This window comes from Paraburkholderia nodosa DSM 21604 (assembly GCF_000519185.1).
Taxonomy (GTDB): domain Bacteria; phylum Pseudomonadota; class Gammaproteobacteria; order Burkholderiales; family Burkholderiaceae; genus Paraburkholderia; species Paraburkholderia nodosa.
In genome coordinates, this window is sequence record NZ_JAFA01000009.1 from 97007 (window position 1) to 112083 (window position 15077).

The following is a 15077-nucleotide window of genomic DNA, read 5'->3' on the forward strand; positions in this document are numbered from 1 at the left end:
CGCGGGCACTCCCGCGCCTTTTGCCCTTTCCGCCGCTGGAACCTCTCCCCGCACTCACACCATCATGCAGATCCAGACCCATCCGCTCATCTCGCCGGCGCTCGGCACCGCGCGGCACCTCACGAGCTTCCACTACGGCCCCACCGGCGCACAGAAGATCTACATCCAGTCGTCGCTGCATGCCGACGAACTGCCGGGCATGCTGGTCGCCTGGGCGCTGCGCCAACGCCTTGCCGCGCTCGAAGCCGCAGGCAAGCTGCGCGGCGAGGTCGTCGTCGTGCCCGTGCCCAATCCCATCGGCCTCAATCAGCGCCTGCTCGGTCAGCTGCTCGGCCGTTTTGAAAGCGGCACCGCGGCCAACTTCAACCGCCACTTCCACGATCTCGCCGAACTCGTGCTCCCGCGTGTCGGCCCTCGACTGAGCGGCGACGCGCAGCAGAACGTGGCCGCCGTGCGCGCTGCGATGCGAGAGGCGCTCGACGAACAGACGCCCACCACCGAACTCGGCTCGCAGCGTCTGGCGCTGCAGCGCCTGTCGTACGACGCCGATGTCGTGCTCGACCTGCACTGCGACTTCGAAGGCGCGATGCATCTCTACACGAACCCCGACCTGTGGGCCGATGTCGAGCCGCTCGCGCGCTATCTCGAAGCGAAAGCCTCGCTCTTCGCGCTCAATTCGGACGGCAACCCCTTCGACGAGATTCACAGCTTCTGCTGGTCCGCGCTGCGCGAGCGCTACGGCGACCGCTTTCCGATTCCCAACGGCGCGGTTTCCGTGACGATCGAGCTGCGCGGCCAGGCGGACGTGAGCTACGACTTCGCCGAACGCGACGCGAACGCCATCATCAACTACCTCACGCATCGCGGTGTGATCGAAGGCACGCCCGCGCCGCTGCCTGCGCTCGAATACGCGGCCACGCCGTTCGCGGGCACCGAAGCGCTCGTCGCGCCGGCCTCCGGCGTGCTCGTGTTCCGCACGCCGGTTGGCGTGAGAGTCGAACCGGGTCAGCCGATTGCCGATGTGGTCGATCCGCTGACCGATCGCGTCGTCACGATCACGAGCTCCGTGACCGGCATGCTGTACGCACGCCAACGCACGCGCTTCGCCACGGCGGGGATGGAAGTCGCGTGGGTGGCAGGCGCTACGCCGCTGCGCAGCGGCTCTCTGCTGCCCGCCTAGGCGATAAAACCGGGCAAATCGCCCGAAATGATATGGGGTCATGCCCGATAACGGACACGTTGTCCGGCACAGTTCGTTTGGAAACGAAACGATGTGTGACGGGACGTAACAGCAGTCCAGCAGGCGCACCGCAAAGGACGATGCCTGCCGCTGCGGCGCAGTGAGGGCGGGAGCAAGCGCTATTTACACTTGCTTTCGATTCTTTACCTATGCGCGCTGAGTTGAAACTTACGATTGTTAGCGCCTGGAACATCGGGCCCCAAGGCGGCCGGAGACCTCCGTTTCCGGCCGCCTTTCTCATTCGTAAATAGAACCAGCGGAATGGCCCACAATAAATGAACAGCTTCGATACCGTCATTCTGGGAGCCCTCACCCAAGTCGATCTGCCGCCACTGCTCAATCACGCGATCCGGGTGATGGTGGGACTCTATACGTTCAAGGGATATTTCCTCATCCCGCTCATCTGGTGGATCTGGTTCCAGCCGAGCGAGCGGCGCGAGTGGCGGCGCGAGATGATGATCGCCACGGTGGCCAGCGGCCTGATCGCGCTCGCAGTGGGACGCCTCCTCGCGCGTTTTCTGCCGTTCCGGCAACGGCCGCTCTTCAATCCCGATCTGCATCTGCATTTCGCTTCGTCGTCGCTTAGGGCGGCCGGGCTAACCGACTTCAGTTCGTTTCCGAGCGATCACGCCATGCTGTGGGTGGCGATTGCGATGGGGATCTTGCTGGTATGGCGTGTGGTCGGCGCGCTGGTGATGTTATATGTTGTGCTGATCATCTGCTTGCCGCGTGCGTATCTGGGCTATCACTACCCGACTGATTTGATCGCGGGCGCCGCCATCGGCGTGGTGATTACCTGGCTGATGACGCGCGATGCAGTCAGGAAGCGGACCGCCGAGCCCGCTCTGCGCCTGATGGTGCGCTTTCCCGGTGCGGCCGCCGCATTCACGTTTCTCGTGAGTTTCGAACTGGTCACGCAATTCGACGATCTGCTGAGGCTCGCCCACTCCGTGGTGCACGGAATGATCTGAAAACCGGCGCGGGCGGCGTCTTCAGTACGCCGCCCGCGCGGCTTCACACTGCGCCCGGATTGACGTACGCCGTCTTGACCGTGGTGTAGAACTCGCGGGCATAGCTGCCTTGCTCGCGCGGGCCGTAGCTCGAACCCTTGCGGCCGCCGAACGGAACGTGATAATCCACGCCCGCCGTCGCGGTGTTCACCATGACCATGCCGGCCTGCACGTGGCGGCGGAAGTGGTTGGCATAACTGAGCGAAGTCGTGCAGATGCCGGCCGACAAACCGAACTCCGTATCGTTCGCCACGGCGAGCGCCTCATGATAGTCCTTCACCTTGATGACCGAGGCGACCGGGCCGAACACTTCTTCGCGGTTGATGCGCATTTGCGCAGTCGTGCCGGTGATCAGCGCGGGGGCAAGGAAATAGCCGCGCGTGGCGCCTTCTACGCGCTCGCCGCCGTACACCTCGCCGCCCTCTTCACGCGCAATCGCAATGTAGCGCTCGTCCTGCTGAAGCTGCTTGTCGTCCACCACCGGCCCGATATGCGTGCCGTCCGCCAGCGCGTCGCCCGTCTTCAGCGCTTTCATGCGGGTCTTCATCGCTTCGATGAAACGGTCGTGAATGCCTTCGGTCACGATGAGGCGGCTCGACGCCGTGCAGCGCTGCCCCGTCGAGAAGAATGCGCCGTTGATGCAGGCTTCCACAGCGACGTCGAGATTGGCGTCGTCGAGCACGACCATGGGATTCTTGCCGCCCATCTCCAGCTGGAACTTCTTGCCCGTTGCAAAGCACTTCGCGCCGATCGCGCGGCCCGTCGCGACCGAGCCCGTGAAACTCAAGGCATCGACATCAGGCGAGCTGACGATCGCCTCGCCCACCACCGAGCCGCGGCCCATCACGAGGTTGATGACGCCGGCCGGCGCGCCCGCTTCCGCAATGATCTTCACGAGTTCCCACGTGCTGGCCGGCACGAGATCGGCGGGCTTGATGACGACCGTGTTGCCATAGGCCAGCGCGGGCGCGATCTTCCAGGCGGGAATGGCGATCGGAAAGTTCCAGGGCGTAATGAGCCCGATCACCCCAATCGGCTCGCGCGTCACCTCGACGGTCATGCCGGGCCGCACCGAAGGCACGATCTCGCCGCCAAGGCGCAGCGCCTCGCCGGCGAAGAACTTGAAGATCTGCGCGGCGCGGCCGACCTCGCCGATGGCCTCGGGCAGCGTCTTGCCCTCTTCGCGCGCGAGCAGGCGGCCCAACTCGGCCTTGCGCGCGAGAATGACGCTGCCCACCTGGTCGAGCAAATCGAAGCGTTGCTGCGGCGTGGAAAGCGACCACTGCGCAAAGGCCTTGCGCGCGGCGGCGATGGCGTCGCGCGTCTGCGCGTCGTCTGCCTGCGCGAACTCGCCGATTGCGTCGTCGAGGTTGGAGGGATTGATGTTGGTGGATGCCGTGGCGCCGCGCACCCACTGGCCGCCGATGTAATTGTCGAACTGGTTCATGTCGCGTTTTCCGATTCAGTGGCTCACAGCAATCCGCGTGCAGCCAGATTGCGATAGAGCGCGCGCACGCCGAAGGTCCACGGCGCGAGTTCCGTGCTCAATTGCACGGTGTTGACCAGCGCGCCGAGTTCCGGCGCGGAAATGGTGACCTTGTCGCCCAGGTGATGCGTAAAGCCGCCGCCTTGCGTGTCGCGATCCTTGATCGGCGAGAACATGGTGCCGAGAAAGAGCATGAAGCCATCGGGATACTGGTGATGCGGGCCCCACGTCTGCGCCACGAGATCGGCCGGGTCGCGGCTGATTTCGCTCATATGGCTGATTCCCTCCAGTACGAAGTCATCGTCCGTGCCCTCCACGCGCAGCGCGACGCTCGTCTTGCGCACCGCGTCGAGGCTGAACGACTCGTCGAACAGACGCACGAACGGGCCAATCGCGCACGAGGCGTTATTGTCCTTGCACTTGCCGAGCAGCAGCGCCGAGCGGCCTTCGATGTCGCGCAGGTTGACGTCGTTGCCGAGCGTCGCGCCGACGATCTCGCCGCGGCTGTTCACGGCCAGCACGATTTCCGGCTCGGGGTTGTTCCAGACCGAAGCGGCCAGCAAGCCGACAGCCGCGCCAAAGCCCACCGCCGACATCGGCTGCGACTTCGAAAACACTTCCGCGTCGGGCCCGATGCCCACTTCCATGTACTGGGACCACGCGCCGCGCCGCTCGAGTTCCGCCTTGAGCTTCATCGCGTCTTCCGAGCCCGGCTTGATCTTCGAGAGATCGGTGCCGATCGTGGCCGCGATGGTTGCGCGCACCTCCTGCGCTTTCGCGGGATCGCCGCCCGCCTGCTCCTCGATCACGCGCTCGATCAGGCTCACCGCGAACGTCACGCCGCAGGCCTTGATGGCCTGAACGTCATTGGGCGCGAGCAGACGCAGCGCGGGCTCCGCGCTGCCGGGCAGATTCGCTTCGATCAGCTTCTCCACCGGGCCGAGCGTTTCGCCGCTCACCGTGCGTGCAAATTGCGCGAGGTCCTCGCGGTCGAACAGATCCGCGGTGGTCGGCGCGCTGGCCGTGATATCGAAGACTTCGCCGTTGCGCACGAGCACGACAGCGGGGCCTTCATGCTCGCCAGCCTTGCGCCACACGCGGCCAACGAGCAGCGCCTGCCCGACATCGCCGGGAAGCCAGTTTGCGGGAGTGTTCGAGGTCATGGTGCGTCCAGTTTGGTGTCCGGTGTTTAGTGAGAGTGGCGCGGATTGCCGCGCTCGGCGATGACTTTCAGATAGAGCGTGGCAGGTTCCAGGCATCCGCCCGTGGACAGCTGCCCCACCGTCTTGCGGTAAAGCTCCTGCCAGGGCGTCTGGGCGGGCGGAACCTCGAAGTGCGCCGTTTCGCGCCGCCGCGCCAGTTCGGCTTCGTCGACCAGCACGTTCACGCTGCGCGCATTCAGGTCCACGCGAATGCGGTCGCCCGTTTGCAGCAGCGCGAGGCCGCCGCCCACCGCCGCCTCGGGCGACATGTTCAGGATCGACGGGCTCGCCGACGTACCGCTTTGGCGGCCGTCGCCCAGCGTGGGCAGCGACGTGATGCCCTGGCGCACCAGTTCCGCCGGCGGCGCCATGTTCACCACTTCGGCGCTGCCCGGGTAGCCCACCGTACCCGTGCCGCGAATCACGAGAATGCAGCGCTGGTCGATTTCGAGCGACGGATCGTTGATCCGCGCGTGGTAGTCCTCGGGACCGTCGAACACGATCGCGCGCGCCTCGAAGGTATTTTCCGCGCCCGGCTCGCTCAGATAGGTTTGCCTGAAGGCGTCGCCGACCACCGACATCTTCATGATCGCGCTGTCGAAGAAGTTGCCCGAGAGCACCATGAACCCCGCGCCATGCTTGAGCGGGTCATCGGTTGTCCTGATGACTTCGCGATCGGGCTCGGGCGTACTATCGGCGATCGCGCCGATGGTGCGGCCCGATACCGTGAGGCATTCGCGGTGCACGAGGCCCGCGCGGTCGAGTTCGCGCAGCACGCCGGGCACGCCGCCCGCGCGGTGGAAGCTCTCGCCCAGATACTCGCCTGCCGGCATGCAGTTCACGATGAGCGGCACCTGTTCGCCGACGCGTTGCCAGTCTTCGAGGCTCAGCTCGATGCCCATGTGCCGCGCGATCGCAATGAGGTGCGGCGGGCAGTTGGTGGACGCACCCAGTGCGGAGGCCACGACGATGGCATTCTCGAACGCCTCTTTCGTCATGATGCGCGAAGGCCGCATGTCGTAGCGCACGAGGTCGACAATGCGCTTGCCCGTTGCGTACGCCATCTGCCCGCGCTCGCGGTAAGCGGCCGGAATGCTGGCGCAGCCGGGCAGCGACATGCCCAGCGCTTCGGCGAGGCTGTTCATCGACAGCGCCGTGCCCATCGTGTTGCAGTGGCCGATGGAGGGCGACGAAGCCGTGGTGAGCTCCATGAAACCCTCGTAGTCGATCTCGCCGGCCGCCAGCAGATTGCGCGCATGCCAGATGACCGTGCCCGAGCCGACACGCTGGCCGTTATGCCAGCCGTCGAGCATCGGGCCGCCCGACAGCACGATGGCGGGCATATCGACCGTTGCCGCGGCCATCAGGCAAGCGGGCGTGGTCTTGTCGCAGCCCGTGGTCAGCACGACGCCATCGAGCGGGAAACCGTGAAGAATTTCGACCAGACCCAGATAGGCCAGATTGCGGTCGAGTGCCGCCGTGGGCCGGCGGCTCTGCTCGGCCAGCGGATGCACCGGAAATTCCATCGGGATGCCGCCCGCGTCGCGAATGCCCGCCTTGGTGCGCGCCGCCAGCTCGATATGGTGACGGTTGCAGGGGGCGAGATCGCTCCCCGTTTGCGCAATGCCGATGATGGGGCGGCCCGATTGCAGTTCTTCCCGGGTCAGACCGTAGTTCATGAAGCGCTCGACGTAGAGCGCGGTCATGTCCGCATGGGCCGGGTCGTCGAACCATTCCTGGCTGCGCAGGCGCCGTGCGTTGGGCTGGGTCATATCACTCACTTGCTGGTTCCTTGTCTCGACGATGTGGCGGGCAGGTCCACGCCATTTGTTATCGGTAACATTTCTCGATATTAGCACTTTGCGCTCGCCCTGTGCACCAGGTGAGACCACGCGTTTTCCCGACCTCGGCGCCGGCCTCCGACTTGCCGTGACGCCTCGTCTCATGCTAATTTAGCGCCCGCTGTGTTACCGATAACAAAACAGCGCGCTGTTCACAGCCAGCGCAGAGATCCAGCAAACACACCACGAAGTTCGTGGAAATAGCCTCCCCATCAGCGGGACCGATCAAAGGCACATGTGAATGGAGACACATCCCATGCCAACCCTGACCCAGATTGCGGATTCGCCGGCCGCCGTCAACGAAGCCGAAGAACGGCTGTACCGCAAGGTATTGAAACGCATCTTGCCGCTTCTGCTTCTGTGCTACGTCGTCGCCTACCTCGACCGCGTGAACGTCGGCTTTGCCAAGCTGCAGATGCTCGATTCGCTCGGCCTGAGCGACAGCATCTACGCCGTGGGCGCAAGCATTTTCTTCTGGGGATACTTCCTCTTCGAGATGCCGAGCAACCTGCTCCTGCATCGCTATGGCGCGCGTTTCTGGATCGCGCGCATCATGGTGACGTGGGGCATCGTGTCTTCGTCGCTCGCATTTATCGCGCCGCTCGCGAGTTTCTTCCACGTGCAGACCTCGACGATGTTCTACATCCTGCGGTTTCTGCTCGGCGTCTGCGAAGCGGGCTTTTTCCCCGGCATCATTCTTTACCTGAACTACTGGTTTCCGGCGCGTCGCCAGAGTGTCGCGATGTCGGGGTTCCTGATCGCCATTCCGGTGAGCCTCACGCTCGGCGGGATTATCTCGGGGTGGCTCATGGAAAACACGCATGGCCTGTTCGGCCTGGGCGGCTGGCAGTGGATGCTGTTGCTCGAAGGTATTCCTTCGATTCTCGTCGCCTTCGTGGTGCTGTTGCGCATGGGCGACGGCATTCAGTCGGCGAAATGGCTGAGCGCCGCCGAGAAAGCCGTGCTTCAGAAGAATCTCGAACAGGAAAGCGCGAAGAAAACGCATAGCGCCGCGGCGGCGCTGAAAAGCCCGCGCGTCTGGCTGCTGACGTTCATCCTGCTGACCTTCAATACCGGCTTCTATGGTTTGGCGTTCTGGCTGCCGTCCATCATCAAGGCTTCCGGCGTGAAGAGCACGTTCAATATCGGCTTGCTGACCGCCATTCCCTATCTCAGCGCCGTGGTCGCCATGATCTGGAATGCGTCACACTCGCGCAAGACGGGCGAGCGCCGGCTGCATGCGGCCATTCCGGCCTGTATCGGCGGCGTCGGCCTGATTCTGAGCGCACTCTTCGCGCACAACGTGCCGCTCTCGATCGTATTCCTGACTATCTCCACCTGCGCGATTCTCGGGCTCATGCCGATTTACTGGACGTTCCCGGGGCAGATTCTTTCCGGTACGGCCGCGGCGGCGGGGATTGCGCTCATCAACTCGGTCGGCAACCTGTCCGGCTTCACGGGCTCCATGATCACCAGCGTGGCGAAGGACCTGACCGGCGACATCAACAACGGCACCTATGCGCTGGGCGCGTGTCTGCTGGTGAGCTGCGTTCTGATTCTGTCGATTCCGAAAAGCATGCTGAACCGGGACCTGGTGGAAGAGAACTGAGCGCTATGCGAATCGGCTAAATCGTCCGTTGCGAAGGCCACCTTCTGGGTGAGCCTTCCTTACACGATCCCGTTTTGAAAATTGCGTCGGCCTTGCGCCGGCGCTTTTTTTTTGGCCTTCGCAGTCCAGCGAGCACAGGCACTCGTCCTGCCTGAAGCCCCCAGCGCCCGCACAAAAACGTGCAAAAAAAACAATTGGAATTGTCTCAAGAATTGCAGCACGCTGCCGATAAGACGTGAACACTGTTTTCCGCCCGACGCACTGCCATCGGGCCACTATCGAGCAACGGAGACGCTGTGATTCGAACCTGCCTTGGGGGCCTGCTGGTGGCGCTCGGTTGCATTGGCACCGCGGTTGCCGCGGGCCCCGACTGCTCGCGCTCATTTACGCTCGCCTTACACGATCATGGGCTGCTCTACTCCGTCGACACGGACACGGGCATCGACAAGGACTTCGCCGACGCCCTGGCGCGGCGCAGCGGCTGCCAGATCCGCGTGAGCCTGATGTCGCGCGCGCGCATCTGGAAACTGATCGAATCGGGCGCGCTCGATTTCAGTCTTTCGGGCATTGCCAACGAAGAGCGCAATCAATACGCGGACTTTGCCTGGTACTTCAGCAACAAGTACTATCTGCTGGTTCGCAAGGATTCGGGCATCCATCAGCTGGCCGATTTCGAGCACAACGACAAGTTTCAGCTCGGCGTGATTCGCAGCTTCCGCTATAGCGAGGCGGCCAACCGGCTGGTCGATTCGCTCTCCGCCGAAAACCGCGTGAGTCAGGCCGGGGGCCTCGAACCGCTTTACCAGGCGCTGATCCTTGGCCGCATTCAGGGAATGATCATCGAGCCGTTCGATTATCCCGCCATCGATGAAGCGAAGATTCGGAGCGTGACCAATATCGTGGAGTTCGACGATCCACCCATTCCGCATGGTCTCATCATGTCGAAGAAGGCGCTCTCGCCCGAGGAGCGGGACAAGTGGCGCGCCCTCGTCAACGAAATGATCGCCGACGGCACGGTGCGGCGCATCTTCACGAAGTATTTCAAGCCTGACCTCGCCGACTCGATGGTCCCCTTCTAGACGCCGCCATGACCCGGACGCGCCTCATTCTGCTCCCGCTACTGGTTCTCGCCGCCGCGCTCGGCGTGACCTGGGCGCTCTGGAACCACGAGCGGGAAGCGGCCCGCCACGAACTGCTCACCCAGTTCGACTTCTCGCTCGGCGACGTCGTGAGCCGCATCGAACAGCGCATGGGCACGTACGAGCTGTTGCTGCGCGGCGTGCAGAGCCTGTTTGCCGCCAGCGGCGAGGTCGATCGCGACGCGTTCCGGGCTTACGTCAGCACGCTCAATCTCGACGCCAACTTTTCCGGCATCCAGGCCATCGGCATCGTCGCGTGGGTGCCGCAAACGCAAAAGGCCGCGCATATCACGGCCATGCAGCAGCGCGGCTTGCCAGGCTACTCGATCGAGCCCGATGGTCCGCGCGCGAATTACGCCCCCATCATTCAGCGCGAACCGTATATCGGCGCCAATCGCGCGGCGCCCGGTTTCGACGCCTGGGCCGACCCGGTGCGCCGGCGCGCCATGGAGCAGGCGCGCGACACCGGCATGGCGACCATCTCCGGCAAGGTGCGCCTCTCGGTCGACACCGATCCCGGCGCCGACCCCGGCTTCGTGATGTACATGCCGGTCTACACACGCGGCCCGGCGCCGGAAAACGCCACCGAACGCCAGGCGCAGCTGGTTGGCTGGGTCTACGCGTCCTTTCGCATGCACGACGTCATTGCCAGCCTTTACGGCGAGGAACCGCCGGGGCTTTCGGTCTCCATCTACGACGGCGTGGAATCGTCGCCGGACGCGTTGCTCTACCGAACGTCGGGCGCCGCCGCCCATCGCCTGCCGAGCGATCTTTCGGCGACCGAATATCTCGTCGTCTGCGGACACGACTGGATGCTCAAGCTAATGGCGCGCGACGGCTTCAAAGCGCGCTTCGGCCGCGACGCGGCAACGCTCATCGCGATCACCGGCACGGGCCTGAGCCTGCTGCTCGCGCTGCTCACGCGCCTCATGATGACAGGCCGCAGCCGCGCGATACGGCTGGCCTCGTCGATGACAAAGGAACTGCGCGAAAGCGAGGAAAAATTCCGCGCCATTGCGGACTGCACGGTCAACTGGGAAATCTGGTGGTCGCCGGAGGGCAAGCCGCGCTGGATCAACTCGGCGGTGGAGCAGTACATCGGCTATACGGTCGACGAGTGCATGACCATGAGCGACTTCGCCTGCACCGTGATTTATCCGGGCGACGCCTCCTACGTCGCACCCGAGTTCCGCGGCGCCCAACTGGGCTCGCGCGGCGACAACCTGGAATTTCGCTGCGTGCGCAAGGACGGCTCGCTCATGTGGCTCTGCGCGTCGTGGGTGCCGATTACCGACTCCAGGGGCGATTTCATCGGTTTTCGCACGAGCGGGCGCGACATCACCGAGCGCAAGATCGCCGACCAGCGCATCAAGGAGCTGGCCTTCTACGACGCGCTCACCGGCCTGCCCAATCGCACGCTGCTGCTCGACAACCTGAAGGACGCCCTCACCGACAGCGCGAGGAACGGCACGTGCGGCGCCCTGCTGTTCATCGATCTGGATCATTTCAAGACGCTGAACGACACGCTGGGCCACGACAAGGGCGACCTGCTGCTGCAGGAAGTGGCGAAACGCCTGGCGGCGAGCATACCCGCGGGCGACACCGTGGCGCGCGTGGGCGGCGACGAGTTCGTCGTCGTGGTGGGCAATCTGAATCCCGTTCCCTGTGAGGCGGCCCGCCAGGCCGAGGCCCTGGGCGAGCGGATTCTCACCGTGCTCGGGAATCCTTATCGACTCGACGAGATCGACTACCGCAGTTCGGCGAGTATTGGCGCAACCGTCTTCAAGGGCTTCCAGGCGTCGACGGACGACCTCATGAAACAGGCCGACCTCGCCATGTACAAGTCCAAGGAACGCGGCCGCAACGCGGTGCGCCTCTTCGACCCCGACATGCAGACGGTCGTGGTGGAGCGTGCCGCGCTCGAAGCGGCGCTGCGCGAAGCCATCGAAAGCGAACAGTTCGTGCTTCACTACCAGATGCAGATCGACCGCGGCCGTGTCACCGGCGTCGAGGCGCTGGTGCGCTGGCGTCATCCCCTGCGCGGGCTCGTGTATCCGGCCGACTTCATTCCCGTGGCCGAAGAAACCGGGCTCATCGCCGCGCTGGGCAGCTGGGTGCTGCGCGCGGCCTGCACCCAGCTGGCGCGCTGGGCCACGCAGCCCGACACCGGGCATCTGACCATCGCGGTCAACGTCAGCGTGCAACAGCTGCACCAGCCGGACTTCGTGGAAAGCGTGCTGGCCACGCTCAAACAGACCGGCGCGAGAGCGGACCGGCTGAAGCTCGAATTGACGGAAAGCGTGCTGGTCGACAACGTGCAGGAGATCATCGAGAAAATGGAGGCGCTGAAGGCGAACGGCATCGTCTTCGCGCTCGACGATTTCGGCATCGGCTATTCGTCGCTTTCGTATTTGAAGCGCCTGCCGCTCGCTCAACTGAAAATCGACCGCTCATTCGTGCGCGATGTCCTCGTCGACCCGAACGACGCCGTGATCGCCCGCACCATCGTAGCGCTCGCGCACAGCCTGGGCCTCGGCGTGATCGCCGAAGGGGTCGAGACCGAGGAGCAGCGCGCCTTCCTCGCCTCGGCCGGATGTTACGCGTATCAGGGCTATCTGTTCTGCCGCCCGATTCCTGTCGAGGAGTTCGAGGCGGCATTGCGTGGACTCGAAGCGCCGGAGTGCGTCACGGAGTGAGCGCGCCCCGCCGCCTGTCGCGTCACGCGTCGCCGTGCCGGCTTGGCGCGAGCAGGTCGGACATGCCCACGCGATGCAGCATCTCCGCGCGCACGCGGTCCAGTACGGCAAAGCCAACGTCCGCGCCGTCCTGGGCCGGGTCCACGTGCACCCGGAACGGCCGCTTGCCGAAGGGGGCATCGACCACATCGACGACCGCCTCGGCCACGAGGCCCACGTCGGCTTGCGGCGGCACGATGGCGGCGAACGCCTTCTGGACCTGCTCGCCGAACCCGGCATAGGGGCCGGCTTCATAGGCGGCGACCACGCCCTTGTCCTCCGGGCTGCCCGCATGCGCGAAGTGATTCGTGCCCGAGGTAAAGGCGCCCGGCACGATGATCGACGTTTCGATGCCCCAGCGCGAAAGCTCGCGCGCATACTGAACCGCAATCGCATCCATGGCGGCCTTCGCCGCGAAATACGGCGCGAGGTAAGGCGGCGTGCCGCCTGCGGAACTGCTGCTCGACACCCACACCACGAGGCCCTCCCGCCGCTTGCGCATGTGCGGCAGCACCGCGCGGTTCACCCGCTGCGTGCCCAGCACGTTGATGTCGTACAGGTGCGCATACTGTTCCGGGCTGAACGCTTCGGCCGGCCCGAAGGCCATGTGGCCCGCGTTGTGGACGATGACGTCGATACGCCCGCTTGCGGCGATCACGCGGGCGATGCCCGCTTCCACCGACTCCTGCGACTGCACGTCGAGTTCGACGGTGCGCAGATCCGCGCCGTTGTGCTGCGAAAATTCCGCCATCTGCGCGACGACCGGGGCGTTGCGCCCGGCGGTCGCACGCATGGACGCGTAGACGGTATGGCCGGCGCTGGCGAGTGCTTCGGCAGCGAGGCGGCCAAAACCGCTCGATGCGCCGGTAACGACAATGACCTTCTTCATGATGGGCTCCTTGTTCGCAATGAAACGCTTGATCAGGACATCAAACAATGCCGCCGTTCACGCGGATCGTTTGACCGTCGATCCAGCCTGCGCCGTTGCCGACGAGGAACGACACTACCTGGGCGATGTCGTCCGCCTGGCCGAGCCGCTCGAGCGGCGGCATCTTCGCAAGGCGCTCGATCTGCTCGAGCGTCTTGTCCTTGAGGAAAAGTTCGGTTGCGGTAGGTCCGGGGGCAACCGCATTCACGGTGATATTGCGGCCGCGCAGTTCCTTGGCGAAGATGTTGGTCATCGTTTCCACGGCGGCCTTGGTGGCGGCGTACACCGAGTAGCCCGGCAGCGCGAGCGCCTGGATGCTGCTCGAGAAGTTGACGATGCGGCCGCCCTCGCGCAGCTTCTTCGCGGCGATGCGCAGCGTATTGAAGGTGCCCTTGAGGTTGATCGCGACGAGCCGGTCGAACAGGGCGTCGTCGGTATCGGCCAGATTGACGAGGCCCGGCTGCATGATGCCCGCGTTGTTCACCACGATATCCACGCCGCCGAAGAGCGTGATGGCCTGGTCGAACATCGCGGCCACCTGGGCGGGCACGGCCACGTCTGCCTGAATCGCCGCGGCGCGACCGCCCGCGGCTTTGATTTCCTCCACGACCGCGTTCGCGTCCGCCGCGCGGCCGGCGTAGTTGACGACGACTGCGACGCCTTCGCCCGCGAGGCGTCTGGCGATCGATGCGCCGATCCCGCGGGAAGCGCCGGTAACGATCGCGACTTTGCTGGTGTTGGCTTGCGTGCTCATGGTGACTCTCCGTTCCGGTTGGGTGGGTGATGCAACGTGATGCGATGGGTGCATCTTCCCGCCAGCCAACGCTCCACGGTAGCCGCATAACCAGAATATCGGCTATGCTTCCCGCGTATGACCATCTTCAACGACCTGAGCCTGCTGCAGGCCTTCGTTGCCATCGTGGAGAGCGGCAGCATCTCCGCGGCGGCGCGCAAGCTGAACCTGAGCCAGCCCACGCTGAGCCGCCAGTTGCGTTCGCTCGAAGATCAATGCGGCGCGGCGCTGCTGCGGCGCGATACGCACCGCATGAGCCTCACGGAAACCGGCCACCAGTTCCTTGCCGACGCCCAGGCGCTGCTCGCGCTAGCCGAGGAGTCCGCGCAGCGCATGCGGCGCGACCAGAGCGCGCTGAGCGGCAATATCCGGGTGTTCTCCACGATCGACTTCGGCCAGTCCGTGGTGAGCCGCATGATCAGCAGTTTTATCCAGGCACACCCGGCAGTGAGAATGGAGCTGGCCTATTCGAACCGCCCGCTGCACATGATCGAAGAGGGCTGCGACGCCGGTATCGTCGCCGGGGCGCTCACTGACGATCGCGTCGTGGCGCGCTCGCTGGGCGAGATCCGCCGCTATCCGGTTGCCTCGCCCGCCTTCCTCAAGGATCACAAGTTCGCGAGCAAGCCGGAAAGTCTCCAGGCCTTACCGTGGATCGCACTTTCGAGCCGGCAATTCGGCGGTTCGAGGGATGTCACGCTGTATTCGGGCGCAACGACGCATACGTTGCAGATCGAGCCCGTGATGATCTCGGAAGGGGTGACGAGCATGCGCGAGGCCGCGCGCATGGGGCTGGGCCTGGCCGTGTTGCCGGAATGGCTGATCGAGGAGGATCTGGTGTCGGGCCGCCTCGTGCGCGTCTTGCCGAAATGGCAGGCGAAACCGCTCGCCGCGCAAATCGTCTATCCCGTGCAAAGGCGGCTGCCGCTGCGCGTGCAGGCATTGATCGAATTCGCCATCGAATATATGACGACGGTTTTGAAGCCGCGATAACGCTTGACGCCATTCACGGGAGCGCATCGGGCTAAGTGGCCTTCATTCTTGACTCGAAATCAAAACACTTTGGTCTATAGGCCCGTTTTTCGTCAAAAGTA

The 15077-nt window shown here is 64.4% G+C and carries 11 protein-coding genes; 6 read left to right on the plus strand and 5 right to left on the minus strand.

Annotated features, from left to right (window positions below; translation table 11 throughout):
- Positions 1 to 64: 64 nt before the first annotated feature.
- Complete coding sequence (locus tag A3CW_RS0115140) at positions 65 to 1180, plus strand: succinylglutamate desuccinylase/aspartoacylase family protein (protein ID WP_028204330.1); 1116 nt, start codon at positions 65 to 67, stop codon at positions 1178 to 1180.
- Between the two features lie 335 nt (positions 1181 to 1515).
- On the plus strand, positions 1516 to 2211 hold the full coding sequence (locus A3CW_RS0115145) for a phosphatase PAP2 family protein (RefSeq protein WP_028204331.1): 696 nt from the start codon (positions 1516 to 1518) through the stop codon (positions 2209 to 2211).
- 43 nt (positions 2212 to 2254) lie between these two features.
- Here the strand turns inward: A3CW_RS0115145 and A3CW_RS0115150 are convergent, their stop codons facing one another.
- Genes A3CW_RS0115150 through A3CW_RS0115160 form a run of 3 tightly spaced genes read right to left on the minus strand, consistent with a single transcriptional unit; the run spans position 2255 to position 6710 of the window.
- Complete coding sequence (locus A3CW_RS0115150) at positions 2255 to 3697, minus strand: aldehyde dehydrogenase family protein (RefSeq protein ID WP_028204332.1); 1443 nt, start codon at positions 3695 to 3697, stop codon at positions 2255 to 2257.
- A 23-nt stretch (positions 3698 to 3720) separates the two neighbouring features.
- Positions 3721 to 4899, minus strand: coding sequence for a fumarylacetoacetate hydrolase family protein (locus tag A3CW_RS0115155; protein ID WP_028204333.1), 1179 nt, complete (start codon positions 4897 to 4899; stop codon positions 3721 to 3723).
- 26 nt (positions 4900 to 4925) lie between these two features.
- Complete coding sequence (locus A3CW_RS0115160; protein ID WP_028204334.1) at positions 4926 to 6710, minus strand: IlvD/Edd family dehydratase; 1785 nt, start codon at positions 6708 to 6710, stop codon at positions 4926 to 4928.
- Positions 6711 to 7035: 325 nt separating this feature from the next.
- Here A3CW_RS0115160 and A3CW_RS0115165 point away from each other — a divergent pair, with 325 nt between their 5' ends.
- From A3CW_RS0115165 to A3CW_RS0115175, 3 genes are all read left to right on the plus strand, one after another.
- On the plus strand, positions 7036 to 8388 hold the full coding sequence (locus A3CW_RS0115165) for an MFS transporter (protein WP_028204335.1): 1353 nt from the start codon (positions 7036 to 7038) through the stop codon (positions 8386 to 8388).
- A 296-nt stretch (positions 8389 to 8684) separates the two neighbouring features.
- Positions 8685 to 9467 (plus strand): substrate-binding periplasmic protein, encoded by a 783-nt coding sequence (locus A3CW_RS0115170; protein ID WP_028204336.1) that lies wholly within the window; start codon positions 8685 to 8687, stop codon positions 9465 to 9467.
- An 8-nt stretch (positions 9468 to 9475) separates the two neighbouring features.
- The gene (locus A3CW_RS0115175; protein ID WP_028204337.1) at positions 9476 to 12223 is read left to right on the plus strand and encodes a bifunctional diguanylate cyclase/phosphodiesterase; all 2748 of its coding nucleotides are present in this window, start codon (positions 9476 to 9478) and stop codon (positions 12221 to 12223) included.
- A gap of 22 nt (positions 12224 to 12245) precedes the next feature.
- On the opposite strand, the gene A3CW_RS0115180 is transcribed toward A3CW_RS0115175, so the two are convergent.
- Entirely contained in the window at positions 12246 to 13151 is a 906-nt protein-coding gene (locus tag A3CW_RS0115180; RefSeq protein ID WP_028204338.1) for an SDR family NAD(P)-dependent oxidoreductase, read from the minus strand.
- 40 nt (positions 13152 to 13191) lie between these two features.
- Positions 13192 to 13944, minus strand: coding sequence for an SDR family oxidoreductase (locus tag A3CW_RS0115185; protein ID WP_028204339.1), 753 nt, complete (start codon positions 13942 to 13944; stop codon positions 13192 to 13194).
- A gap of 117 nt (positions 13945 to 14061) precedes the next feature.
- On the opposite strand from A3CW_RS0115185, the gene A3CW_RS0115190 reads away from it, so the two are divergent.
- Positions 14062 to 14976 carry a LysR family transcriptional regulator gene (locus A3CW_RS0115190; RefSeq protein WP_028204340.1) on the plus strand — a complete coding sequence of 305 codons (915 nt, stop codon included), beginning with the start codon at positions 14062 to 14064 and terminating at the stop codon, positions 14974 to 14976.
- Positions 14977 to 15077: the final 101 nt, after the last annotated feature.

Coding starts and splice junctions, on each gene's coding strand:
- A3CW_RS0115140 (WP_028204330.1), top strand. CDS start 65: ATGCAGATCCAGACCCATCCGCTCATCTCGCCGGCGCTCGGCACCGCG.
- A3CW_RS0115145 (WP_028204331.1), top strand. CDS start 1,516: ATGAACAGCTTCGATACCGTCATTCTGGGAGCCCTCACCCAAGTCGAT.
- A3CW_RS0115150 (WP_028204332.1), bottom strand. CDS start 3,697: ATGAACCAGTTCGACAATTACATCGGCGGCCAGTGGGTGCGCGGCGCC.
- A3CW_RS0115155 (WP_028204333.1), bottom strand. CDS start 4,899: ATGACCTCGAACACTCCCGCAAACTGGCTTCCCGGCGATGTCGGGCAG.
- A3CW_RS0115160 (WP_028204334.1), bottom strand. CDS start 6,710: ATGACCCAGCCCAACGCACGGCGCCTGCGCAGCCAGGAATGGTTCGAC.
- A3CW_RS0115165 (WP_028204335.1), top strand. CDS start 7,036: ATGCCAACCCTGACCCAGATTGCGGATTCGCCGGCCGCCGTCAACGAA.
- A3CW_RS0115175 (WP_028204337.1), top strand. CDS start 9,476: ATGACCCGGACGCGCCTCATTCTGCTCCCGCTACTGGTTCTCGCCGCC.
- A3CW_RS0115180 (WP_028204338.1), bottom strand. CDS start 13,151: ATGAAGAAGGTCATTGTCGTTACCGGCGCATCGAGCGGTTTTGGCCGC.
- A3CW_RS0115185 (WP_028204339.1), bottom strand. CDS start 13,944: ATGAGCACGCAAGCCAACACCAGCAAAGTCGCGATCGTTACCGGCGCT.
- A3CW_RS0115190 (WP_028204340.1), top strand. CDS start 14,062: ATGACCATCTTCAACGACCTGAGCCTGCTGCAGGCCTTCGTTGCCATC.